A 23,999-nucleotide genomic window follows, 5' to 3' on the forward strand; every position below is an offset into this window, starting at 1 on the left:
CCGCGTCGCGCGCGTCGACCTCCCCCCGGCGAACGCGCCGGATCACACCGGGTCGGGTGTCACCGCCAGCAGCCCCGCCCGCCACAGCGCCGTGTCGATCAGCACGTCCAGCAGCGCGCCGTACTCCAGGCCCGCGGCGCTCCACATGGCCGGGTACTGCGAGGCGCGGGTGAAGCCGGGGAAGGTGTTGACCTCGTTGACCACGGTGTCGCCGTCCGGGGTGACGAAGAAGTCCACCCGCAGCAGGCCGGAGCAGTCCAGCGCGCGGAACGCCCGCGCCGCCTCCTCGTGCAGCCGCGCCACGATCGCGGGGTCCACCTTCGCGGGGACGTCCAGCACCGTCTGCGCGTCGGTGTACTTGGCGGTGTAGTCGAAGAACCCGTGGTCGTTCGTGGTGAGGATCTCCAGCGGCGGGCTCGCCTCGATCTCGCCGCCCGGCCGCTCCAGCACGCCCACGTCGATCTCGCGGCCCGGCACCGACGCCTCGACCAGCACCTTGGTGTCGCTCGCGCGGGCCAGCGCCAGCGCGGCGGGCAGCTCGTCCCAGTCGTCCACCTTGGACACACCGAGGCTCGACCCGGCGCGCGAGGGCTTGACGAACACCGGCAGGCCCAGCCGCTCGCGCTCGGCCGGAGTCACGTCGTCGGTGGCCTCGCGCAGCACCACGCCGTCGGCGACGGCGAGCCCGGCGGAGGCGAGCACCTTCTTGGTGAACTCCTTGTCCATGCCCAGCGCGCTGGCGAGCACCCCGTTGCCCACGAACACGGTCCCGGCCATCTCGAAGACCGCCTGGAGCGTGCCGTCCTCGCCCTGGGGGCCGTGCAGAGCGGGGAACACCACGTCGACCGTGCTCAGCCGCGCCACGGCGGCCGCCATGCTCGACATCACGCCGGCCTCGCGACCGGAGCGGAAGCCGCTGTCCAGGAGCGCGAGGGCCTCGTCGCCTCCCCGCTGGAACACCTCGGGGGCGTCCTCGCCCACGACCCACCGGCCGTCGCGGCAGATCTTGACGGGGAGCACGTCGTAGCGCCCGCGGTCCAGGTGCGCCAGGATGCTGGCCGCGGACTTGCACGACACCTCGTGCTCACCGCTGCGCCCGCCGAACACGACGGCCAGCGCGATCTTGGCCTCAGCCAATCAGGGACTCCTCAACTCGGCCGGCGAGCGCTCGCTCACCGACGTGACGACGCGGCACTCGCGTGCCGATTCCGGTGAAGACCTCGTGCGGGATCGTCCCGGCCCAGGTCGCCCAGTCCAGGACCGTCGGCTCGCCGTCGTCGCCCGGCCCGAACAGGACGACCTCGTCACCGGCCTGCGCCGCGGCGCCGCCGAGGTCGACGACGAACTGGTCCATCGCGACGCGTCCGGCGACCGGGTGGAGGCGTCCGTCGATCCACACCCGTGCGGACGTCCCCGCGCTGCGGGGCACGCCGTCGGCGTAGCCCAGCGGCACGAGCCCCAGCGTGGTGTCCCGCGGTGTCGTGTAGTCGTGCTCGTAGGACACACCGCTGCCCCGCGGCACCCGCTTGGCGAGGACCAGGCGGGCCCGCAGCGTCATCGCGCCGCGCAGGCCGTGCCCGTGCCGGGGATCGGGTTCGGCGCCGTAGAGGCCGATGCCGGGCCGCACGAGTTCGTAGTGCGTCTCGGGGGCGTCCAGGGCGGCGGCGGAGTTGGCCAGGTGCCGCACCTCTGGCCGCAGACCGGCCTCGCGCGCGTGCGCCACCGCGTCGTCGAACAGCGCCACCTGGCGGCCGACGCTCTCGGCGCGGGCGTCGGACCCGCTGATCAGGTGCGACCACAGGCCGCGCACGTGCAGCAGCCCGGCGCGCTCCAGGTCGCGCGCGCGGCGGACGAGGTCGGCCCAGTCCTGCGCGCGGGCGCCGTTGCGGTGCAGGCCGGTGTCCACCTTGAGGTGCACGTTGGCCACACCGCCGACGTCAGCGGCGCACCCGGCGATCCCGTCGAGGTGTTCCAGCGACGACACGGACAGGTCGACGTCGTTGCCGATCAACGGCCGGAAGTCCTCGTCGTGCGCGTGCAGCCAGCTGAGGACGGGTGCGACGACGCCGCCGCGGCGCAACGCCATCGCCTCGGCGCACGTGGTGACGCCCAGCCAGGTCGCCCCCGAGGCCAGCGCCGCCCGCGCCACGGGCAGCGCGCCGTGACCGAAACCGTCCGCCTTGACCACGGCCATCACCACGGCGTCCGTGCGACCGGCGAACACGGCCGTGTTGTGCGCGATGGCGTCGAGGTCGACGGTGGCCTCGGCGGTGCGCGTCGTGGATGGTGTCATCTGATCCGTTCGCAAGGTCCTCGTCGTGATCCCGGTGCGTCGCGTCCGCGGAGCGCGCGCCGCGGGTCCTGGCGCCTCCGGGCACGCGGAGGCGAGCCGGGAGAGCTCCCACGTCGTCGCGCGCGAATCGGTCGTCCCGGCCCGTCAGCGGCGCAAGCATGCGCCACCGGCCGGTGCGAGACGAGGGTTGTCGCGAGTCGTTGCCCGAACAGGCAGGACCTCGGCGACAGGTGACACGGACCTGTTGACAGGTGGGGAGAGGATGCGTATTGCGCCGTTCGCGCCATCGCGGTGACGACCCCCACAGCACGCGGGGGCAGGGGACGCGCGGCGCTGTGCCCGCTTCACGCGGATGGCGCTGGACGTTCCGGGGAACGTCCAGCGCCATCCGCGCCGTTCTCCTGCTGCGAGTCCGGTGCACGTCGTCGACGTGGCGCCGGCGCGCGTTCGCACGCGCTTCGCGCAGCGCGCGTCGGCGACGCGCTAACTGACCCAGAGCTGACTGCACCCGGACACGAGCAGCACCACCGCGACGAGTGTCAGCGTCAGCGTCGTACGCACAGGGCCTCCGATTCGATGTGACCTGTAATCATCGGATCGAGAGTATGCACCTGGCACAACAGCTTCATTCTAACGGGGTGCTCGACAGAGCGAGATGTTCCACACCGTGATTAATCGCCGAAAGGCGAATTGTCAATTACCGATCGGTAGCTGACCTGCACGTCTGCCTGCGACAGGCTCTCGACCAGCCAATCGCGCATAACCGCACAAGAAACGTCATGTTGCACCGAGAAAACCGAACGGACGTTAGGTTCAACCACTAGCTCATCTGTGTTTCGTATCATCACGCTCTGCTGCACGACCGGCTGGAAGTTCGCTCGGGCGCGCCTCGGGAACGGCGACGGCGCGCAGTCGCGCCAGTTCGGCGTCGAACCGCGCTGCGCGGTGCGCGTCGTCGTCCTCGCTGAGCGCCTTCGCGCTCTCCCACGCCTCCTCCGCCCCGCCGAGCCGCCCCGCCGCCAGCAGAGCGCGCGCGAGCACGTCCAGGGCGTCCGTCTCGTTCCCGGTGGTCCGCGAGCGCTGGAACAGGTGGACGGCCCGGCGAGCCGCCTTCACGGCCTCGGCGAGGTCGTCGAGCTGCAGGTCGGCTCTCGACAGCACGAGCAGTGCGCGTGCCGCCGTCTCCGCGTCGCGGGTGCGCGTCACCGCGGACAGCGCCCGGAAGGCGAACTCCCTCGCACGCGCGGGGCGTTCGCGGTCGAGTTGCAGCGCGGCCAGACCCGCGAGAGCGATCGCCTCGCTGAACGGATCTCCGATCTCGCGGGCCAGTTCGAGCCCCTCCTCCAGCCGCTCGGCGGCTCGCCGGTGGTCCAGTGCCAGGCGGTGGGCCTCGCCGGTGCGGCAGAGGAACAGCGCTTCCAGGCCGCTCGCCCTCGTCCGGCGCACGAGCAGCAGCGCCCGCTCGTGCGCGTCGATGCCGTGCACCAGGTCGCCCACCTCGACGAGGACGCGCGCGCCGTTGTGCACGCTCGACGCGACCCCCTCCTCGTGCGAGAGGCGCGAGAAGAGCAGGGTCGCCTCGTGCAGGCGCTCCTCGGCCAGGCCGAACTCCTTGCGCTGGAGGTGGAGGTTGCCCGCGTTGTGCAGCGCGTACGCCTCGCCGAGGACGTCGCCGGTCGCCCGCGCGACGCGCAACGCCACCCCCAGCGCGGCCAGCGCGTCGTCGAAGTGCCCCATGCGCTTGAGCATCTCCCCCGCGACGTGCGGCAGCTTCGCCGCGTAGTCGAGGTGACCGGCCGCGGCGGCCCAGGCGATGACCGCGTTCAGGTTCAGGCGTTCCTCGTTGCACCACCGCATCGCCGAACTCGCGTCGGGGAACGTCAGCGGAACCACGTCCCCGACCGGCGGCAGTTCGAGCACCCGTGTGTGGTGGGGGAAGACGGCGACGTCCGCGTTGGCCGCCGTCCTGAAGTAGTGGTCGAGCACGCGCTGCTCCGCCGCCCGGCGCTCGACGGCGTACCGCTCGTCCGCGATCAGCGCGGCCGCGTGCTCCCGCAGCAGGTCGTGGAACTGGTAGCGGTCCAGGAGGCCGGGCTGCTCCAGCAGGTGCGCCTCGGCCAGGACGTCCAGCCGGGAGCGCACCACCGCTGCGGGCTCGCTCATCAGGGCAGCGGCCACGGCCACGGTGACGTCCGGTCCGGGGTGCAGGGCGAGCAGGCGGTACAGGCGCTGCTCGGTGTCGCCGAGCGCGCGCACCGACTGGTCGAACACGGCTCGCAGGCCGTGCTTGACGCCGTCTCCCGCAGCGCCGATGTCGAGCAGCTTGACGTCCTCGTTCACCTGCCGGAGGAAGTCCGACAGCGGTGCGCCGGGCCGGGCGGCGATGTGCTGGGCGAGGACCTTCAGCGCGATCGGCAGTCCGGAGCACAGGTCGGCGAGCGCCTCCAGCGACCGGGGCTCCCCGACCGCCCTGGCCCCCACACCGCTGGCCAGCAGCCGGCGCGCGTCGATCCCGTCGAGGGGGTCCACCTGGAACTGGTGCGGGTGGTAGCGGAAGCCGAGGCCCGTGAGCTTGCTCCTGCTCGTGATCACCACGACCGACCGGGACAGCAGCGGCATCAACCGCTCCACCTGGTCGCTGCCGCGGGCGTTGTCGAGCACCACGAGCACCCGGCGCGTGCTCAGGAGGGCAGCCAGCTTGTTGGCCCGCGCGTCGGGGTTGGGTAATCGCTCCGGCGGATGGCCCAGTCCTTCGAGGAACCGGTCGACCACCACGGCGGCCTCCACGCCGGGGCCCTCCGCGAATCCGTCGAGGTCGACGAAGAGGTCTCCGTCGGGGAACCGGTCCAGCGCGTTGAGCGCCCAGTGCACGGCCAGAGCGGTCTTCCCCACCCCGCCGAGGCCGTGCAGGACCACGACGCAGGGCTTGGCCTCCCCGTCCTCGCGCGTCGTGACGGCGTCCACCTCGGACACGAGCACCTCCCGTCCCACCACGACGTCGGGGAAGTGGTGCGGAAGCTGGTGGGGGACCACCCGCTCGTCCCGCCGCGCCTCCCGGCCGGCGGGATCGGCGCTGCGGCGCACGAGAACGTCGTGCACGCGCCGCAGAGCGTCCGCGGCCGCGTCGTCGGCGTCCTCCCGCAACCGGCGGTGCACGGCGAGGAAGTGCTCGGTCGCCTCGGCGGCGCGCGCCAGCCCGTGCAGCGCTTCGAGCCGCTTGGTGAGCAGACCGAGGTGCGTGTGGTCCTCGACGCCGAGGTCGTCGTGCGCCGTCAGCACGGCGTGGTGCTGGCCGAGCGCGAGCTGGGACTCGAACAGCGCCTCCCACGCGGGCAGGCGCACGTTCTCCTCCACCCGGCGCCGCCACGTGTCCGCCGCGGTGGAGCGCACGTCGGCCAGCGGCTGCTCCGTCCACGTCCGCAACGCCCGCTGGAGGAGCTCGCACGCGGTGCGGTGGTCCCCCCCGGCCGCGGCGACCCGACCGCGCTCGACCTGCTCGCGGAAGGAGAAGAAGTCGACCGACGGTCGCGGCACCACGACCGCGAACGCGTTGTCCCGGCCGGAGAGGTCCACCCGCACGCCGAGCCCGCCCAGCGCTCTGCGGATGCGCTTGGCGTAGGTGGCGAGCGTGTCGGCGGGGTTCTGGGGGAGGTCGGCGTCCTCACCCCACACCCAGTCGACCAGTGCTCCCGTGGACATCCGCTTCCCCGCGTGCACGAGCAGGACGCCGAGCACCGCGCGCTCCTTGGGCGCACCCCACGCGTCGACGAACCCCCCACCGGTCTTGACCTTCGTCGTTCCGAGCACGGAGAACCGCACGTCCACCAGCGCCACCCCCCGCTGCGTCGCCGCCAGCGCCTCCCAGTCGCGACCTCGTGCAACCCCTCGACCGCTGGAAGTCCTCGACGTGCGAGCCCGACCCCTCGTCCGACCGAATTGTGACCCTTGTACGTGTTCGGCAACCCGCACTCCAGCGGAATTCACCGGTGCGCTCCCCCCACCTGGGCCGTTCGTGCGTCGACCCGCGTCCGACCGGCGCAGCTCGCGACCGTGCCACCAGCAACCGAGCACGACGAGCAGAGGGGTGCGGACACGATGTCGCAACGGTGGATCAGAGGGCCGCTGGGGATCGACGCGGCCACCAGGGTGACCAGGACCGGGACGAGCACGGTCCTGCTGATGGTCCCGACGACGACCGCGGGCACGCGGCTGATGGACCTGGTGCCGCTCCTGGAGTGCGACCACCGCGTGCAGACGGTGGTGACGGTGCCGCAGACGGGCGAGTCCTGGCACGGCACCGACGAGTTCGCCCGCCGCACCGGCGCGGTCGTGCTGCCGTGGGAGCAGGCGGTGCAGCACGAGTTCGACCTCGTGCTGAGCGCGAGCCACCGGGAGATCCACCGCGTGCGCGGCCCGCTCCTGCTGCTGCCGCACGGGGTCGGTCACCTGAAGTCCCGCGAGTACAGCCGCAAGGCCGGCGGCGCGACGGTGCCGACCTCGGGGCTGGAGCGGGAGCTGCTCACCCATCGCGGCCGGGTGATCCCCTCGGCCGTCGCGCTCGCCCGCGACGAGGAGACCACGGTCCTCGCCGAACGCTGCCCGGAGGCCGCGCACACGGGAGTCGTGGCCGGAGACGTCTGCTTCGACCGGATGCGGGCGAGTCTGCCCCTGCGGGAGCACTACCGTCGCGCGCTCGGTGCGGCCGACGGACGACGGGTGGTCGTGATCAGCTCGACGTGGGCGCCCTGGTCCACCTTCGGCCGCCACCCGGAGCTGTACCGGAGGCTGGTGGCCGAGGCGGCGGCCGAGGACGCGGTGGTGGTGGCCGTGCTGCACCCCACCGTGTGGGCGGTGCACGGCGAGTGGCAGGTCCGGGCGTGGCTGGCGGACTGCACGCGGTCGGGTCTGCTGCTGATCCCGCCGCACGAGGGGTGGCGCGGCGCGGTGGTCGCGGCGGACGCCGTCGTCGGCGATCACGGGTCCACCACGGTGTACGCCGCCGCCCTGGGGCGACCGGTGCACCTCGCCACGATTCCCGACGGGGAGATCAGAAGGGGCAGCGTGGCCTGGCACCTGGGCCGGACGTGTCCGCGGCTGGACCACGACCGGCCGCTGCTGCCCCAGCTGGACCGGCCGTCGGACGGCACGGGGCTGCGCGGACTCGTCACGTCCAGGCCGGACCGGGCCGGCACGATCCTGCGCGGCACCATGTACCGCCTGCTCGGTCTGTCCGAACCGCCGCACGGTGCTCCGGCGTCCCCCGTGCCGCTCCCCGTGCCGCTCGCGGACGTGCGATGACCGCGCCCGGAGTCCTGCTCGTCACGTGGCGGGCACCGTCGGGAGACACCGGTGACCTCCTGCTGGTGGACGCGGCGGTCGCCGCACCGCGGTGGCACCGGCTGGCCGACGTGCTGGTCGTGGACGAGCACGTGGCCGTGCAGCCCCGGTCGTGGACGCTGCTCGTCGTCCGCGGCCCGGCCGGGTGCACCGCGGTCCTCCCCGACGGGCAGCGGGTTCTCACGGGGGCGCACCGGGTCGAGGTCGTCGCCGTGCAGGCGCTGCGGCACCTGCTCGCGGGTCAGCCGCCGCGCACCCTCTCGATGCGGCTCAGCAGGTCCGCGGCTGCCGACCCGGACGTGCGAGCGGCCAGCACGTGAGCCCCGGTGTAGTGCTCGGAGGCGGCGGTGAGGTCGCCGGAGAGCTCGGCGACCTCGCCCCTGGCCGTCAGGACCTGGCAGCGGTGGTGCGGGGAGTCCAGATCCCCCAGCACGTCCAGGGCGTCGAGCAGGGTGACGTCGGCCGCGCCGGCGTCACCGCCGCGCGCCTGCGCCAGTCCCAGCCGCACGAGCGTCCTGGCGTGCTGGACGACGTCTCCCAGTTCCGCCATCACCGCGATCGCGGCGCGGAACTCCTCCTCCGCCTCGGCCAACCGCCCCAGCTCCACCAGCGTCTCGCCGATTCGCCTGCGGCTCAGCGCCGTCCCCCTCGGCACGCCGGCCCGCTCGTGCAGGTCCGTCGACTCCCGGTAGTGCCGCAGCGCCCCCTGCAGGTCACCGCGCGCTCGCGCGGCACGGCCGAGCTGCGACACCGTCGACGCGGCGAGCGCGACGTCCCCGACCGCCTCGGCGATGTCGCGCACCACGGCGTTCTCCTCCAGCACCTCCTCGTAGCGGCCGAGCTGGGCGCAGACGTGCGCGCGGCGCAGGCGCAACCGGCCCTCGGCCACCGGAGCGCGGTCGCGGTGCGCGGCGGGAACTCCCAGCGCGAGAGCCGAGAGCAGGTCGTCGTGGTGATGTCGGTGCAGGAAGAACCCCCACAGCGTGTCGCACAGCTGCCACACGAGGTCGTCCCAGCCGTGCCGCGCGGCCACGTGGATCGCGGCGGTCACGGCCGTCCGCTCCGACTCCCACCACCGCAAGCCCTCCGCCCTGCTGCCGAGCGCAGCTCCCGCCGCGGCGATCACCTCGTACCGCGGTCCGAAGCGCGGTTTCTCCGGTGCCACGGCCAGATCCGCGGCCACCGCCCGGTCGAGGAGCAGGGCGAGCAGCCTGCGTCGCGTCGCGTCGCGGTCGGCGGGCGCGTCGAAGCGCTCCGCCTGCTGCCTGGCGTGCAGCCGCAGCAGGTCGTGGTAGCGGAACGTGTCGTCGTCCACCGCGGTCAGCAGGTTCTTCTCCACCAGTTCCCACAGCACGGGTTCCACCTCGCCGGAGCGCCGCTCCACCGCGGCGGCGGCGACCGCCACGTCGAACGTGGTGCCGGGGTGCAGGGCGCACCACCGGTAGACCCGCGCCTGGGCCTGCGACAACTCCTCGTAGGACACGTCGAACACCCTCTCCACCGACGGGCTGCCGGACACCGCGAGCGCCGAGAGCCGTCCGTCCTCGATCCGCAGGCCACCGACCTCGCGGGCGATCGGGCGCCGGGGCCGGGCGGAGAGCCGTGCTCCGACCACGGACAGGGCGATGGGCAGCCCACCGCACAACCGGATCAGCTCCTCGGCGGCCACCGGCTCGGCGCGCACGCGCGCACCGCCGACCGCGGCCGACAGCAACCGCAGCGACGCGTCCCCGTCCATCGGCCCCACGTCGAGGAGGCGGGCGCCGTCCAGCCCCAGCGCGGGGAGGCGGAACCTGCTGGTGACGACGACGCTCGCCGCCGACGCGGGCAGCAGGGGACGCACCTGGGCGGCACTGGCGGCGTCGTCGAGCAGGATCGCCAGCGATCGTCGTGCTGTCAACGACCGGTAGAGGGCCTGCCGGGGTGCCTGCCCGCCTGGCAGGTCCTCCTCCGGCACGCCCAGCGCCGTGAGGAACCAGCCGAGCACCTGCTCCGGGTCCACCGGGCCGCTCTCCCGGAACGCGCCGAGGTCGGCGTACAGCTCGCCGTGCGAGTGGTGCGCGCGGCAGCTTGCGAGCCAGTGCACGGCGAGGCTGCTCTTGCCCACTCCTCCCGGTCCCGTGACGACCGCGAGCAGGGGCCCCGAGTCCGTCTCCTCGCGCCACCGCCGCAGCAGGTCCAGTTCGCGCTCCCGGCCGGTGAACGCCCGTGGCGGCGGCGGGAGTTGCAGCGGAACCGGCACGCGCCGCGCCGAGTCGTGGAAGTGCACGTTCTGCACGGTGTGCGCTTGCACCACGTTGCCCAGCGGGTGTCCGTGCACCGCGTTGCTCGTCCGGCGACCGCCGTCGGGCTCGTCCACCGCGTCTCCTCCCGACGATCGGACCGTCGCCAGACGTCCCGACGGTGTCACAGGTCGCGACGGGGTGGTGCCGGCACCGGTGGAACTGCACTCGAACGCACCGCCGTCGCCCCGTGGGCCGACGACGTTCAGCCCATGTCGAGCGCCAGGAGGACGTCCACCCGCTGCCGGAAGTCGGACAGGTCCACGCCCAGCAGGTGCTCCACCCTGCCGATGCGGTAGCGCAGGGTGTTGACGTGGACGTGCAGGCGGGCCGCCGCCGTCGTCCAGGAGCCCGAGCAGTCCAGGAACACCCGCAGCGTGCCCAGCAGGTCGGCGCCCCCGGCCGCGTCGTGGGCCAGCACCGGGCCCAGCACCCTGCGGCGCAGCGAGTCGCGCAGCTCCTCGGGCAGACCCGCCAGCAGGAGCTGGTGCAGGGCGATCTCCTCACCGGCCGTCACGACGGCGCTGCCCGGTCTCCGCTCGCCCAGACCGTGCGCGTGGTCCGCCTCCTGCGCGGCGCCGCGCAGGCCCGCGACGCCGGCCGCGGAGCTGATGCCCACCACGACGCGGGAGCGGCCGAGGCCGGGTTCCAGGACGCGCAGCGCGGCGCGGACCGCGTCGGCGCCGTCGTCGGGCCAGTCCGGCGCCAGCGCCCACGCCCTGCCGTCGACCACGCCGATCAGCGCGCCCCGGCACAGCGGCGTCAGCAGCTCGTCCAGCACGGGGGCCGCCAGGTGGTCATCGGTGCTGGAGGCGACCAGGACGCGCAGCGGTCCGTCGGGGTCCAGTCCCGCCGCGGCCACGTGCGACGCGACGGCCGGAGCGCCGGTGGCGACCAGTCGCAGCAGCGCGGCCGCGGGGAGGTTCTCGACGAGCCGGTGCTGCGCGATCCGGTCGCGCGCCAGCCCCACGAGGCTCGCCAGCTCGGCGGCCACGTCGTCGCGGAGGTGCTCGCCGTCGACGACGAGCACCCAGCCGGTGACCCGGTCACCGCCCTCCGGCGCCGCGAACAGCGTCGCACCGCGAGTCGGCACGGGCAGGCGCGACGCGCGCAGGAAGTCCCGCACCACCCGTTCGGGATCGTCCGGGGGAACACCGGCGACGAGTCGCCCCGTCGTGGTCAGCACGGCGCACGGCGCGTCCAGCTCGGCGGTCCCGGCACGCACCAGCGCCTCGACGTCACCACCGCCCGCGACGACGGCCAGCAGCCGCTGGTGCCTGCCGAGCTGCCCGGCCCGCTCCCCCGCCAGGCGCTGCACGACGTGCTCGGTGATCACGGCGAACGACAGGTCGAGGGGGACCTCCAGCAGTGCCACGTCGAGCCCGGCGCACGCGGCCACCAGGTCCGGCGGCACGCGGCGGGCCTCGGTCTCGCTGGCGGCGAGCGCGGCCGCACCGGCGTCGGCGAGCGCGGCGACGAACACCTCCGAGTCGCGCGGGCCGGTGTGCCAGAGCAGCCCGGAGACCACCAGCTCACCGCCGGAGAGGTAGCGGCGGGGGTCGGGCAGCTCCGTGCCGTACAGGCCGCGCACCGGCCGGTCGAGCAGCTCGTGCCCGCTGAGCGGGGTCAGGCGCAGTTCGGGGGCGTCCAGCAGGTCTCTCACCAGCAACGCGATCACCCCCGCCCGCGACACCGTGCTCCGACGGGGTTGTAGGAAACCACGAAGAACGTGGTCGCACGAGGCCGGAGCTTCGTGCGCGGTGGCACTGGCCGGAACCGGCCGGGCGGCGTGTACTGGGCAGGAGAGCAGCGGACCACGGAGGAGGGTCGTCGCGGTGACCGTCTCCACGCACGTGCTCGACGCCCGGCGCGGACGTCCGGCCGCTGCTGTCCCCGTTCGCCCGCTCCACCTACCGCGGCAGCTGAGGAGGCTCCCCGTGGACTTCCTGCGTCCCACGACGCTCGCGGAGGCGCTGGCCGCGAAGGCCGAGCGCCCGGACCTGGTGCCGATCGCCGGTGGCACGGACGTGATGGTCGAGCTGAACTTCGACCACCGCCGCCCACCGGGCCTGCTGGACCTGACCGGGATCGCGGAGCTGGCCCGGTGGTCGGCCGACGGCGACGTGCTGCGCGTCGGCGCGGCCGTGCCGTACGCGAGGATCGTCCAGGACCTCGGCGACCGGCTGCCGGGGCTGGCGATGGCGTCGCGCACGGTCGGTTCACCGCAGATCCGCAATCGCGGCACGGTCGGCGGGAACCTCGGCTCGGCCTCGCCCGCCGGTGACACCCACCCGGTGCTGATCGCGGGGGACGCGGTCGTGGAGGTCGCGTCGGCGCGCGGCGCGCGGTCGATCCCCGCCGACGAGTTCTACCTGGGGGTCAAGCGCAGCGCGCTGGAGCCCGACGAGCTGATCACCGCCGTGCGCCTGGCCGCGGCTACCGGGCCGCAGCAGTTCGCGAAGGTCGGCACGCGCAACGCGATGGTGATCGCCGTGTGCTCCTTCGCCGTGTCGCTGCACCCGGAGCGGCTGCGGGTGGGCGCCGCCGTCGGATCGGCCGCGCCGACCCCGCGCCGGGCGAGCGCGGCGGAGGAGTTCCTCTCCGCCGAGCTGACCTCGGCGGGCCTGTGGGAGTCGCGGGAACCGTTGCCGGACTCGGTGCAGCGCCGCTTCGGCGAGCTGGTGGCGGAGGCGGCGAGTCCGATCGACGACGTGCGCGGCAGCGCCGCCTACCGGCGGCACGCGCTGGCGGTGCTGGCGCGGCGGTCGCTGGGCTGGGCGTGGCGGGAGCACTCGGGAGGGGGGAACGAGCGGTGCGCGTGAACGTGACCGTCAACGGCGAAGCGCGGAGCGCCGACGACGTGTGGGAGGGCGAGAGCCTGCTGTACGTGCTGCGCGAGCGGCTGGGCCTGCCCGGCGCGAAGAACGCGTGCGAGCAGGGCGAGTGCGGTTCCTGCACGGTGTACCTGGACGACGTGCCGGTCTGCGCGTGCCTGGTGGCCGCGGGGCAGGTGCAGGACCGCGAGGTGCGCACCGTGGAGGGCCTGGCCGACGGCGAGACGCTCGACCCGGTGCAGGAGGCCTTCGTGCAGGCGGGCGCGGTGCAGTGCGGTTTCTGCACTCCCGGCCTCGTGGTCGCGGCCCACGACCTGCTGCGCCGCTCCCCCTCTCCCGATGATCCGGAGATCCGCGAGGCGCTGGCGGGGAACCTGTGCCGCTGCACGGGGTACGAGAAGATCCTCGACGCCGTGCGCCTGGCCGCGGCGAAGCGGGGCGCGTGATGGCGCGCCTGGTGATCGACGGCCCCGCGGTGTCCACCGTGGACGGTTCCGGCACGGAGTTCGCCTGCGGGCACGTGATCGTCGAGGACGAGCGGATCGTGGCCGTCGGCGACGGGCCGGCGCCCGCTCAGACGGGCCAGCACACCCGCGTCGACGGCACCGGCTGCCTGCTCACCCCCGGTCTGGTCAACACCCACCACCACCTGTACCAGTGGGCGACCCGCGGGCACGCGCAGAACGGCGCGCTGTTCGAGTGGCTCACGACGCTGTACCCGGTGTGGCGCGGACTGGACGCGGAGATCACGCACGGCGCGGCGTCGGCCGGGCTCGCGAAGCTCGCGCTGACCGGCTGCACGACCGCCGCCGACCACCACTACGTGTTCCCCCGCGCCGGCGGCGACCAGTTCGCGGCCCTCGTCGCGGCCGGACGGCGGATCGGCGTGCGGCTGCACGCGGTGCGCGGGTCGATGGACCGGGGGCGCTCGTCCGGCGGCCTGCCGCCGGACGACCTGGTCGAGGAGACCGAGGCGGCGCTGATCGCGACCGAGCGGGCCGTCGCCGAGCACCACGATCCGGCGCCGAACTCGACGCTGCGCGTCGCCGTGGGGCCGTGCTCGCCGTTCTCGGTCAGCCGCGAGCTGATGACCGGGGCCGCGGACCTCGCGCGCCGCGCCGGGGTGCGGCTGCACACCCACCTCGCGGAGACCACCGACGAGGAGGAGCAGTGCCTCGCCGAGTTCGGCCGCACACCGGCGGAGCACGTCGAGCAGCTCGGGTGGCTCGGGGACGACGTGTGGCTCGCGCACACCGTGCACCTGTCCGGCGACGCGGTGAAGCGGCTCGGCGCCACGCGCACCGGATCGGCGCACTGCCCCACGTCCAACGGCCGCCTGGGCACCGGCATCGCACCGGTGCGGGACCTGCTCGACGCGGGCGTGCCGGTCGGCCTCGGCGTGGACGGCGCGGCGTCCAACGAGTCCGGCGGACTGGTCGAGGAGCTGCACCAGGCGCTGCTCCAGGCGCGGCAGCGCGGCGGTCCGGACGCGCTGAGCGCCCGCGAGGCGCTGTGGATGGGCACGATCGGCGGCGCGCGGTGCCTGGGACGGGAGCAGGAGATCGGCTCGATCGAGCCGGGCAAGCTCGCCGACCTGGCGCTGTGGCGGCTGGACGGGCTGGACCACGCGGGCATCGCCGATCCCGTCGCCGCGCTCGTCCTCGGGCCGGTGCCGACGCCGACGTTGCTGCTCGTGGGCGGGAGGACCGTCGTGGAGGACGCCGAACTGCGCACGGCCGACGAGTCCGTCCTGGCGCGCGACCTGCGTGCCGTCAGCGCGCGCCTGATCGCGGAGGTCTCCTGATGTCCCAGCCCGTGCGGACCCCCACCGATCTGACGTCGGCGGTCGCCGGCGGCGTCGGCGAGAGCCCCCAGCGCCCGGACGGCAACCTCAAGGTGCGCGGCGAGTTCGCCTACTCGTCCGACCTGTGGCACGAGGACATGATCTGGGGCGCGACGCTGCGCAGCCCGCACCCGCACGCGCGGATCACCGGCGTCGACCTCACCGAGGCGCTGAAGGTCCCCGGCGTGCACGCGGTGCTCACGCACGCCGACGTGCCCGGTGCGAACGCCTGCGGCGTGGAGCAGCGCGACCAGCCGGTGCTGGCCGTGGACGTCGTGCGCTACCAGGGCGAACCGGTGGCGCTCGTCGGCGCGGACCACCCGGAGACGGCGCGGCGCGCGATGGAGCGGATCGTCGTGGACTACGAGGTCCTGGAGCCGGTGGTGGACGCCGAGGCCGCCGCGCGCGGCGAGTGCGCGCCGCTGCACGCGAGCGGCAACGTCGTGCGGCACGTGCCGGTGCGCCGCGGGGACCAGTCGGCGACGGCGGAGGTCGTCGTGACCGGCCGCTACGAGGTCGGGATGCAGGACCAGGCGTTCCTGGGCCCGGAGTCGGGTCTCGCGGTCCCGGCGGAGGACGGCGGCGTCGACCTGTACGTGGCGACGCAGTGGCTGCACGTCGACCAGGACCAGGTGGCGTCCGCGCTGGGACTGCCGCTGGAGAAGGTGCGGCTCGCGCTGTCCGGCGTGGGCGGCGCGTTCGGCGGGCGGGAGGACCTGTCGATGCAGGTGCACGCGTGCATGCTGGCGCTGCACACCCGCAAGCCGGTGAAGATGGTCTACAACCGCGAGGAGTCGTTCTACGGCCACGTGCACCGCCACCCGGCGGTGCTGCACTACGAGCACGGCGCCGACCGCGACGGGAAGCTCGTGTACGTGCGGGCGAAGATCTACCTCGACGGCGGCGCCTACGCCTCCAGCACGGCCGCCGTCGTCGCCAACGCCGCCACCCTCGGCATCGGCCCCTACGACGTGGACAACGTGACGGTGGACTGCTGGGGCGTCTACACGAACAACCCGCCCTGCGGGGCGATGCGCGGCTTCGGCGCGGTGCAGGCGGGCTTCGCCTACGAGTCGCAGATGGACCGGCTCGCCGGCGTGCTGGGCCTGGACCCGGTGGAGGTCCGGCTGCGCAACGCGGTGCGCGAGGGCTCCACGATGCCCACGGGCCAGGTGATCGACTCCGCCGCGCCGGTGGCGGAACTGCTGGAGCTGGTGCGGGACAGGCCACTGCCCGCGGCCACGGGCGGCGAGCTGGACCTGCGGCAGATGCCGGGCGGTGTCTCGAACACCACCCACGGCGAGGGCGTCGTGCGCGGCGTCGGCTACGCGGTCGGCATCAAGAACATCTGCTTCTCCGAGGGGCACGACGACTACTCCACCGCGCGGGTGCGGCTGGAGGTCGTCGGCGGTGAGGCGGCGGCGCTGGTGCAGACGGCGGCCTGCGAGGTGGGTCAGGGCCTGGTGACGGTGGTGCAGCAGATCGTCCGCACCGAGCTGGGCGTGCAGCGGGTGAGCGTGCTGCCGATGGACACCTCGATCGGCAACGCGGGCTCGTCGTCGGCGTCGCGGCAGACCTACGTCACCGGTGGCGCGGTGAAGTCGGCGTGCGCGGCCGTGCGGGCGAGGGTCCTGGAGCTGTACTCGCGGCAGACCGGCACCGGTCCCGCCGAGGTGGGACGGCTGGGCGCGGAGCTGAGGGGTGGGAAGCTGGTGTCGTCCCACGACGTGCTGGCCGACCTGGCCGACGTGCTGGGCGGGGACGCCGTGGACGAGACGGCGGAGTGGCGGCACCGCCCGACGGAGCCGATCGACCCGGAGACCGGTCAGGGGAACGCGCACGTGCAGTTCGGCTTCGCCGCGCACCGCGCGGTGGTGGACGTCGACGTGGAGCTGGGCCTGGTGAAGGTCGTGGCCCTGGACTGCGCGCAGGACGTCGGCCGCGCCCTCAACCCGCAGGCCGTCCTGGGACAGATCCAGGGCGGTTCGGCGCAGGGCCTCGGACTCGCGGTGATGGAGGAGATCCGGACGAAGGACGGGAAGGTCCGCAACCCGTCGTTCACCGACTACCTGATCCCGACCGTGCTGGACGTGCCGCCGATGGGCGTCGACGTGCTGGAACGCGCGGACCCGCACGCCCCCTACGGCCTGCGCGGGGTGGGCGAGCCGCCGACGATCTCGTCCACCCCGGCGATCGTGGCGGCGATCCGCGCCGCGACCGGGCTGCCGCTGACGCGGGTTCCCGTCCGTCCGGAGCACATCACGGGCACGTGAAGGCCGAGAGCGGCAGCGGCACTCCCGGCGTGCACGCCCGAGAACTCGCGGAGACGCGCGAGCGGTGGAATCCGCACCCCGTGAAACGGCGCCTCCGCGAGAAGGCGAGGCGCTGCGACCGTGTCGGGCGCGAGCGAACCGCCCGCACCGGCGACTCGATTCCGGAGCGCTTCAGCAGAATCTCCGCGGCAGCGGGAGAGCGTGAAAGTGTCGTATTTTTGCGATGACCGAACCACTTGCCACGACCGAGATCACCCGAAATCGTGATCGGCCACGCCGCCCTTGTGCGCTTTTCGCGCGTGCGCGACACGGCGCGGTCGGCGAACCGCCGTCAGCGGCCGGGGGTGTGGCGTTCGGGCGTCAGGAGGTCCTCCCCGCACAGGAGGATCACCCGGCGGACGAGGTCCTCCGCCCGGTGCAGCAGCAGGTCGCCGCCGCGCGCGCGCAGCAGCGCGCGCGCCTGCTTGAGGGCCATCACGCCCTGAGCCGAGATGAAGGTGACGCCGGCCAGTCCCACGACGACGATCGCGTGCCGCTCCGCCACCTGCTTCAACCGCTCCGTCAGCACGTCGGCCGACAGCACGTCGATCTCCCCGTACAGGCGGAGGGCGACCGCGCCGACCGGGTGCTCGGAACGGTCCCGGAGGACGATCTCCTCGACCATGAGATCCGTGGCCATCAGGACCGCGACCCGTCCGCGGTCCCCGGTCTGCCTCCGCCGGCACCACGCTCGTCCTCGACGCCCTGCCCGGTGATTCTTCCAGGAACGTCGGCCGAGTCCCCGCTGGGTGTTCGGAAGAACCTGGTTGTTTGCACACACATTTCCACGACAATCACGTTCCTCTCCACGGGGCACCCGGCCTGCGCAAACACAGGCAGAACACGCCCAGGAGAACGCACGTCGCACGATGCGACTGGGACGCTCAGTGTTGCGCACATCAAGAAGACCGGCAAGTCCCGAACGAACACGAAATAAGTTGTGCCGCACCTCGCCCCGTTGTGCGGTACGAAGACGACATTCCACCCGGTGCGATCGGACTCGTTTCGGGCCGGTCGGGACGGCGCTGCCCCGGAATCGCGGTCGAACCGCTCACCGGCGTTCGCGTCACGGCGCTGGCATCACGGCGCTGGCATCACGGCGCTGGTGTCACGGCGTCCGGACGCCGCCGGCCGTGACAGACTCGACCCCAGGGCCCGCACCGCGTGCCGGCCCACCCCGGCGAACCGGTCAGGAGGCCCGACGTGCGCACCGGTCCGAGCCCGAGCGGACCACGGTCCCCGCTGGTGACGTCGCGCCCGGTCGACGGCGCGGTGGTGGTGGCCGTGGTGGGCGAGATCGACCTCGACAACGTGGCGGAGATCGAGCAGCACCTGGACGCGGCGCTGGCAGCGGGGACCACGCCCCGCGCGGTCGTGCTCGATCTCACCGACGTGTCCTACGTGGACTCCTGCGGGCTGAACCTGATGGTCCGCGCCCACCAGCACTGCGGTGCCGCCGGGACCTCGCTGCGCGTGGTCGCCTCCGCGCGCGCGGTCCTGATGCCGTTGCAGGTCACCGAACTGGACCGGGTGCTGACCGTGTGCACGGCGCTGGCCGACGCGCTGGCGGCGACGGCGAGCTGACCGGCCCCGTCGCGATCAGCCGGAACCGCGCGATCCGGACGTCACCGCGGGGAGGCGCGTCACGCGGTGACGTCGCCGGCACCGCGACCGCGCTGCGGGAGGGACAGCGCGTGCAGAGCGGCCTCGGTCGAGGCGAACAGGGACAGCATCCGGTGGACGCCGGTCATCTCCAGCGTCCGCGCGGTCACCCTGCCCGCGACGACGGCCAGCGCGATGCCGTCGCGCTCGGCCCGGCGCTGCGCCCTCACCAGCACGGCGAGTCCGGCGGAGGTGAACAGCGTGACCCCGGTGAGGTCGACCACGACACCGGTGCGGCGCTGGTCGAGCAGCGCGGTCAGTTCGCGGCTCAGCGGCTCGGCGGTGAGCACGTCCACCTCACCGGCCGCGCTGAGCACCGGAGCACCGGACGGGTCGGTGACGACCTCGATCGAGAGGGACTCCTGCGGCTCTTCGAACACGGCACGCTCCTTCGGGGTTCGACGACATCACCGGCACGCCGCCGCCCCCGGAGCCTCCTGCGCCACCACCGCGGACCGGGCGCGAGAACCCGTCACGGACGGCGGTGCTGGACGATCGGTGGACACCGCCCGTCCCGGTGTGCACTGGACGGTCCGGCTCGTCCTAGAACGACCAGCGGCCACGTCGACGCACGACCGTCGCACACCCACCAGGCTACCGGCGACCGGCCGTCTCCGGTGCGCGCCCGGCCACCGGCGCGGCGGACGGGCCGTACCGGGCGGGCACCGGAGACGCGACGGCACCGCGTCCTACCACCGCTGGTCGTCGCGCTGTGGCACGATCGCGCGGGTGACCAGCAGAACCGGTGCGGAGCGCCTGCACGACCTCGCACGGCTGCGCCGGGTCCGCGACCGGATGGACCGGGAGTACGCGCGACCACTGGACGTGGAGGCGCTCGCCCGCGGCGCGCACATGTCGGCCGGGCACCTCAGCCGCGCGTTCCGGCTCGCCTACGGCGAATCGCCGTACGCCTACCTGATGACGCGGCGCGTGGAGCGCGCGATGGCGCTGCTGCGCCGCGGCGACCTGAGCGTCACCGAGGTCTGCTTCGCGGTCGGCTGCTCGTCGCCGGGCTCCTTCAGCACCCGCTTCACCGAGCTGGTCGGCGTGCCGCCCAGCACCTACCGGCGGGAGGCGGCGCTCGCGACGGCGGGGATGCCGTCGTGCGTGGCGAAGCAGGTGACCAGACCGGTCAGGAATCGAGAAGCGCGGCCCGCCGGGGCGCACCTAGCCTGAGCGGCATGGACATCCGCATCCACTCCACGTTCCTGCCCCAGGACGACCCGGACGCCGCCCTGGCCTTCTACCGCGACGTCCTCGGCTTCGAGGTCCGCGGTGACGTCGGCCACGACGGGCTGCGCTGGATCACGGTCGGTCCCGCCGGGCAGCCCGGCACGTCGATCGTCCTGCACCCGCCGGCCGCCGGCCCCGGCATCACCGAGGAGGAGCGCCGCACCGTCGCCGAGATGATGGCCAAGGGCACCTACGCCGGCATCAACCTCGCCGCGCGGGACCTCGACGGCGTCTTCGACCGGTTGCAGGCCGGTGGCGCCGAGGTCGTGCAGGAGCCGACCGAGCAGCCGTACGGTGTCCGCGACTGCGCCTTCCGCGATCCCGCTGGCAACCTGGTCCGCGTGCAGCAGCTGCGCTGAGCCGTCACACCACGACCCGCACGGACGATGGAGACACGATGAGCACGGCCACGAGGACGAACGCGCGACCACCCGCGCCGCACGTCGCCGACAGCCACGACCTGATCCGCGTGCACGGCGCGCGCGTGAACAACCTCAGGGACGTCAGCATCGAGATCCCGAAGCGCCGGCTGACGGTGTTCACCGGTGTCTCCGGCTCGGGCAAGAGCTCGCTGGTGTTCGGCACGATCGCCGCGGAGTCCCAGCGGATGATCAACGAGACCTACAGCGCCTTCGTGCAGGGCTTCATGCCGACGCTCGCACGGCCCGACGTCGACGTGCTCGACGGCCTGACGACCGCGATCACCATCGACCAGCAGCGGCTGGGCGCCGACCCGCGCTCCACGGTCGGCACCGCCACCGACGCCAACGCGATGCTGCGCATCCTCTTCAGCCGGCTCGGGCAGCCGCACGTCGGATCGCCCAACGCGTTCTCCTTCAACGTCCCCACGGTGCGGGCGAGCGGGGCGATCACGGTCGAGCGCGGCAACGCCAAGGCCGTGAAGGCGACGTTCACCCGCACCGGCGGCATGTGCACGCGCTGCGAGGGGCGCGGGTCGGTGTCGGACATCGACCTCACCCAGCTCTACGACGACTCCAAGTCCATCGCCGAGGGCGCGTTCACCGTTCCCGGCTGGAAGTCGGACAACTTCTGGACGGTGCGGCTCTACGCCGAGTCGGGCTTCCTCGACCCGGACAAGCCGATCCGGGAGTTCACCGCGGAGGAGATGCGCGACTTCCTGCACCGCGAGCCGACCAAGGTGAAGGTCCAGGGCGTCAACCTCACCTACGAGGGCCTGATCCCCAAGATCCGGAAGTCGTTCCTGTCCAAGGACCGGGAAGCGCTGCAACCGCACGTGCGGGCGTTCGTGGACCGCGCGGTCACGTTCGCCACCTGCCCGGAGTGCGACGGCACCCGGCTCAGCGAACTGGCCCGGTCGTCGCGCGTGGGCGGCATCAGCATCGCCGACGCGTGCGCGATGCAGATCAGCGACCTGGCCGAGTGGGTCGGCGGGCTCGACGAGCCGTCGGTGGCGCCGCTGCTCACGACGCTGCGGCGCACCCTGGACTCGTTCGTGGAGATCGGGCTGGGCTACCTCTCGCTCGCCCGTCCGGCGGGCACGCTGTCGGGCGGCGAGGCGCAGCGCGTCAAGATGATCCGCCACCTCGGCTCCTCGCTCACCGACACCACCTACGTCTTCGACGAGCCCACCGCCGGCCTGCACCCCCACGACGTCCAGCGGATGAACGACCTGCTGCTGCGGCTGCGGGACAAGGGCAACACGGTGCTCGTCGTGGAGCACGAGCCGGAGGTGATCGCCATCGCCGACCACGTCGTGGACCTCGGTCCCGGCGCGGGCGCGGCGGGCGGCACCATCTGCTACGAGGGCACCGTCGAGGGACTGCGGTCGGCCGGCACCGTCACCGGCAGGCACCTCGACGACCGGGCACCGATCAAGGAGACGGTGCGCACGCCCACCGGTGTGCTGAAGATCCGCGGCGCGACGACGAACAACCTGCGCGACGTCGACGTCGACCTCCCGCTCGGCGTGCTGTGCGTGGTCACCGGCGTCGCCGGTTCCGGCAAGAGTTCGCTCGTGCACGGGTCGATCCCGAGGGGCGCGGGCGTCGTGTCGGTCGACCAGAGCGCGATCCGCGGCTCGCGGCGCAGCAACCCGGCGACGTACACCGGGCTGCTCGACCCGATCCGCAAGGCGTTCGCCAAGGCCAACGGCGTGAAGCCCGCGCTGTTCAGCGCCAACTCCGAGGGCGCCTGCCCGGACTGCAACGGCGCGGGCGTCGTCTACACCGACCTGGCGATCCTGGCCACCGCCGCCGTCCCCTGCGAGGAGTGCGGGGGCAAGCGGTTCCAGGCGGCGGTCCTGGAGCACCACCTCGGCGGCCGCGACATCAGCGAGGTGCTCGCGATGTCGGTGACCGAAGCCGAGGAGTTCTTCGCCGACGGCGAGGCGCGCACGCCCGCCGCGCACGCGGTCCTGCGGCGGCTCGCCGACGTCGGGCTCGGCTACCTCAGCCTCGGCCAGCCGCTCACCACGCTGTCCGGCGGCGAGCGGCAGCGGCTCAAGCTGGCCGTCCACATGGCCGAGAAGGGCGGTGTCTACGTCCTCGACGAGCCGACGGCCGGTCTCCACCTCGCCGACGTGGCGCAGTTGCTCGGCCTGCTGGACCGGCTCGTCGACTCGGGCAAGTCGGTCGTCGTCGTGGAACACGACCAGGCGGTCGTGGCGCACGCCGACTGGGTCGTCGACCTCGGCCCCGGCGCGGGCCGCGACGGGGGCAGGATCGTCTTCGAGGGCACGCCGGCCGACCTCGTCGCCGCCCGCTCCACCCCCACCGGCGAGCACCTCGCGGCCTACCTCGGCGCCTGACCGAACGCGGTTGATCGCGGGCCGGGGCCGCGAGTAGGGTCCGCCGCGTGGCGAGCCCCGAGTCGGACAGAGCGCAGCCGCCGGTCACCCGGCGGCGAGCTCGCTGAACGGTCGTCGACCGCTTCCGCACCGCTCTCGTCCTCGGTGACCGGACACGGTTCCGCGTGTCCGGACCGGTTCTGCTCCCCTCGTCCACAGGTGGCGCGGCCCGACGACCGGCGCGCGGATCTCCCCGTCCGCACGTCACCGCTGGAGTCGATCCGTTGCCCCTCTTCGTCCACGTCCTGGGCCTTGCCGTCTTCGCGCAGGGCACCTCCGAGTTCGTGCTGTCCGGCCTGGTGCCGGGCATCGCACGTGACCTGTCCGTGTCGGTGGCCGCCGCCGCGAGCCTGACGTCCGCCTACGCCGCCGGCATGGTCCTCGGCGCGCCGGTGACGGCCGTGCTGAGCGCGCGCTGGCCGCGTCGTCGCGCGCTGGCGAGCCTGCTGACCGCGTTCGTCGTCGTGCACGTCGTCGGCGCGCTCACGACGAGCTTCCCGGTTCTGCTGGCGACCAGGGTGGTCGCCGCCGTCGTCAACGCCGGTTTCCTCGCGGTCGCGATGTCGGTCGCGGCGGCCCTGGTGGCCCCGGCGCAGCGGACCCGCGCCACCGCCGTCCTGCTGGCCGGGGTGACCCTGTCCTGCCTCGTCGGCGTGCCCGCTGGCGCGCTGCTGGCCGACCGGTCCGGGTGGCGGTCGGCGTTCTGGGCGATCGCCGTCCTGTGCCTGCCCGCGCTGCTCCTCGTGTTCCGGTCCGCGCCGACCGACGCCGCCCGTCGGGACGAGGTGTCGATCCGACGGGAGGCGCGCGAGCTGCGGTCGCGTCCGCTGCAGCGGGCGCTGGTGCTCGCGGCCCTGGTCAACGGGGCCACGTTCGCGACGTTCGGCTACCTCGCCGTCATCGCGACGGACGTCGCTCACCTGTCCGGTGGTGCGGTTCCCGGCCTGCTCGCCGCGTTCGGCGCGGGCGCCTTCCTCGGCGTGACCGCGGCCGGGCGGTGGGGCGGTCGGGTGGGACCGGATCTGGTCCTCGCCGTGTGCGCCCTGCCCACCGGGTGGGCGGCACTGGCCCTGGCCAGCACCGACGCGGTCGCGCTGTTCGCACTGGCGGCAGTGCAGGGAGCGCTGTCGTTCGGCATCGGCTCGGCGCTCGTCGGCCGCGTCGTCCAGGTCGCGACGGACGCTCCGACGCTGAGCGGATCGTTCGCCACCGTCGCGCTGAACGCCGGCGCGTTCGCGGGTCCTCTGCTCGCGGGGGCCGTCGCCGGGACCACCGGCGACCACCGGGACGCCGCGTGGGTCAGCGCCGTCCTGGCCGCGGCGGCGACCGCCGTCGTCCTCACGTCCCGGACGCGCGTCGCCCGCTGACCCGACCGG

18 protein-coding genes are annotated in these 23,999 nt (G+C 73.7%); 11 read left to right on the plus strand and 7 right to left on the minus strand.

Annotation, left to right across the window (positions count from 1 at the left end; translation table 11 throughout):
- Window positions 1-42 precede the first annotated feature (42 nt).
- The 3 genes from IMZ35_RS07435 to IMZ35_RS07445 all read right to left on the minus strand — a co-directional run bounded on the left by IMZ35_RS07435 (window position 43) and on the right by IMZ35_RS07445 (window position 6,118).
- On the minus strand, window positions 43-1,137 hold the full coding sequence (locus tag IMZ35_RS07435) for a D-alanine--D-alanine ligase family protein (RefSeq protein WP_199440152.1): 1,095 nt from the start codon (window positions 1,135-1,137) through the stop codon (window positions 43-45).
- Window positions 1,130-2,293: an alanine racemase gene (gene alr, locus IMZ35_RS07440; RefSeq protein WP_199440153.1), complete on the minus strand. Its 1,164-nt coding sequence runs from the start codon at window positions 2,291-2,293 to the stop codon at window positions 1,130-1,132. The genes IMZ35_RS07435 and alr overlap by 8 nt, the downstream gene beginning before the upstream one ends.
- A gap of 825 nt (window positions 2,294-3,118) precedes the next feature.
- Complete coding sequence (locus tag IMZ35_RS07445; RefSeq protein ID WP_199440154.1) at window positions 3,119-6,118, minus strand: AfsR/SARP family transcriptional regulator; 3,000 nt, start codon at window positions 6,116-6,118, stop codon at window positions 3,119-3,121.
- A gap of 270 nt (window positions 6,119-6,388) precedes the next feature.
- Here IMZ35_RS07445 and IMZ35_RS07450 point away from each other — a divergent pair, with 270 nt between their 5' ends.
- Both IMZ35_RS07450 and IMZ35_RS07455 read left to right on the plus strand, forming a co-directional pair.
- Complete coding sequence (locus IMZ35_RS07450; RefSeq protein ID WP_199440155.1) at window positions 6,389-7,591, plus strand: hypothetical protein; 1,203 nt, start codon at window positions 6,389-6,391, stop codon at window positions 7,589-7,591.
- Complete coding sequence (locus tag IMZ35_RS07455; protein WP_199440156.1) at window positions 7,588-7,950, plus strand: hypothetical protein; 363 nt, start codon at window positions 7,588-7,590, stop codon at window positions 7,948-7,950. Before IMZ35_RS07450 ends, IMZ35_RS07455 begins: the two co-directional genes overlap by 4 nt.
- Here IMZ35_RS07455 and IMZ35_RS07460 read toward each other — a convergent pair.
- The gene (locus IMZ35_RS07460; protein WP_199440157.1) at window positions 7,872-9,989 is read right to left on the minus strand and encodes an NB-ARC domain-containing protein; all 2,118 of its coding nucleotides are present in this window, start codon (window positions 9,987-9,989) and stop codon (window positions 7,872-7,874) included. The genes IMZ35_RS07455 and IMZ35_RS07460 overlap by 79 nt on opposite strands.
- 128 nt (window positions 9,990-10,117) lie before the next feature.
- On the minus strand, window positions 10,118-11,575 hold the full coding sequence (locus IMZ35_RS07465) for a helix-turn-helix domain-containing protein (RefSeq protein ID WP_307867857.1): 1,458 nt from the start codon (window positions 11,573-11,575) through the stop codon (window positions 10,118-10,120).
- Window positions 11,576-11,849: 274 nt separating this feature from the next.
- Here IMZ35_RS07465 and IMZ35_RS07470 point away from each other — a divergent pair, with 274 nt between their 5' ends.
- The 4 genes from IMZ35_RS07470 to pucD are packed head-to-tail and all read left to right on the plus strand — an operon-like array spanning window position 11,850 to window position 16,862.
- Window positions 11,850-12,734: an FAD binding domain-containing protein gene (locus IMZ35_RS07470; protein WP_199440159.1), complete on the plus strand. Its 885-nt coding sequence runs from the start codon at window positions 11,850-11,852 to the stop codon at window positions 12,732-12,734.
- The gene (locus IMZ35_RS07475; protein ID WP_199440160.1) at window positions 12,725-13,192 is read left to right on the plus strand and encodes a (2Fe-2S)-binding protein; all 468 of its coding nucleotides are present in this window, start codon (window positions 12,725-12,727) and stop codon (window positions 13,190-13,192) included. The genes IMZ35_RS07470 and IMZ35_RS07475 overlap by 10 nt, the downstream gene beginning before the upstream one ends.
- A complete protein-coding gene (locus IMZ35_RS07480; RefSeq protein ID WP_199440161.1) occupies window positions 13,192-14,550 on the plus strand; it encodes an 8-oxoguanine deaminase in 1,359 nt (452 codons plus the stop codon). Before IMZ35_RS07475 ends, IMZ35_RS07480 begins: the two co-directional genes overlap by 1 nt.
- Complete coding sequence (gene pucD, locus IMZ35_RS07485) at window positions 14,550-16,862, plus strand: xanthine dehydrogenase subunit D (protein WP_199440162.1); 2,313 nt, start codon at window positions 14,550-14,552, stop codon at window positions 16,860-16,862. Before IMZ35_RS07480 ends, pucD begins: the two co-directional genes overlap by 1 nt.
- Window positions 16,863-17,193: 331 nt before the next feature.
- Here the strand turns inward: pucD and IMZ35_RS07490 are convergent, their stop codons facing one another.
- A complete protein-coding gene (locus tag IMZ35_RS07490; RefSeq protein WP_199440163.1) occupies window positions 17,194-17,541 on the minus strand; it encodes an STAS domain-containing protein in 348 nt (115 codons plus the stop codon).
- A 605-nt stretch (window positions 17,542-18,146) separates the two neighbouring features.
- On the opposite strand from IMZ35_RS07490, the gene IMZ35_RS07495 reads away from it, so the two are divergent.
- Window positions 18,147-18,485 (plus strand): STAS domain-containing protein, encoded by a 339-nt coding sequence (locus IMZ35_RS07495; RefSeq protein ID WP_199440164.1) that lies wholly within the window; start codon window positions 18,147-18,149, stop codon window positions 18,483-18,485.
- Window positions 18,486-18,544: 59 nt separating this feature from the next.
- Here IMZ35_RS07495 and IMZ35_RS07500 read toward each other — a convergent pair whose 3' ends face one another.
- On the minus strand, window positions 18,545-18,943 hold the full coding sequence (locus IMZ35_RS07500; protein WP_199440165.1) for an STAS domain-containing protein: 399 nt from the start codon (window positions 18,941-18,943) through the stop codon (window positions 18,545-18,547).
- A 349-nt stretch (window positions 18,944-19,292) separates the two neighbouring features.
- On the opposite strand from IMZ35_RS07500, the gene IMZ35_RS07505 reads away from it, so the two are divergent.
- The 4 genes from IMZ35_RS07505 to IMZ35_RS07520 all read left to right on the plus strand — a co-directional run bounded on the left by IMZ35_RS07505 (window position 19,293) and on the right by IMZ35_RS07520 (window position 23,990).
- Window positions 19,293-19,739, plus strand: coding sequence for a helix-turn-helix transcriptional regulator (locus IMZ35_RS07505; protein WP_199440166.1), 447 nt, complete (start codon window positions 19,293-19,295; stop codon window positions 19,737-19,739).
- Between the two features lie 5 nt (window positions 19,740-19,744).
- Window positions 19,745-20,155 carry a VOC family protein gene (locus tag IMZ35_RS07510; protein WP_199440167.1) on the plus strand — a complete coding sequence of 137 codons (411 nt, stop codon included), beginning with the start codon at window positions 19,745-19,747 and terminating at the stop codon, window positions 20,153-20,155.
- A gap of 38 nt (window positions 20,156-20,193) precedes the next feature.
- Window positions 20,194-22,584 carry an ATP-binding cassette domain-containing protein gene (locus IMZ35_RS07515; RefSeq protein ID WP_199440168.1) on the plus strand — a complete coding sequence of 797 codons (2,391 nt, stop codon included), beginning with the start codon at window positions 20,194-20,196 and terminating at the stop codon, window positions 22,582-22,584.
- A 263-nt stretch (window positions 22,585-22,847) separates the two neighbouring features.
- Window positions 22,848-23,990 (plus strand): Cmx/CmrA family chloramphenicol efflux MFS transporter, encoded by a 1,143-nt coding sequence (locus IMZ35_RS07520; protein ID WP_199440169.1) that lies wholly within the window; start codon window positions 22,848-22,850, stop codon window positions 23,988-23,990.
- Window positions 23,991-23,999 lie beyond the last annotated feature (9 nt).

It is taken from the genome of Umezawaea beigongshangensis (assembly GCF_016464305.1).
In the GTDB taxonomy this organism is placed as follows: Bacteria; Actinomycetota; Actinomycetes; order Mycobacteriales; family Pseudonocardiaceae; genus Umezawaea_A; species Umezawaea_A beigongshangensis.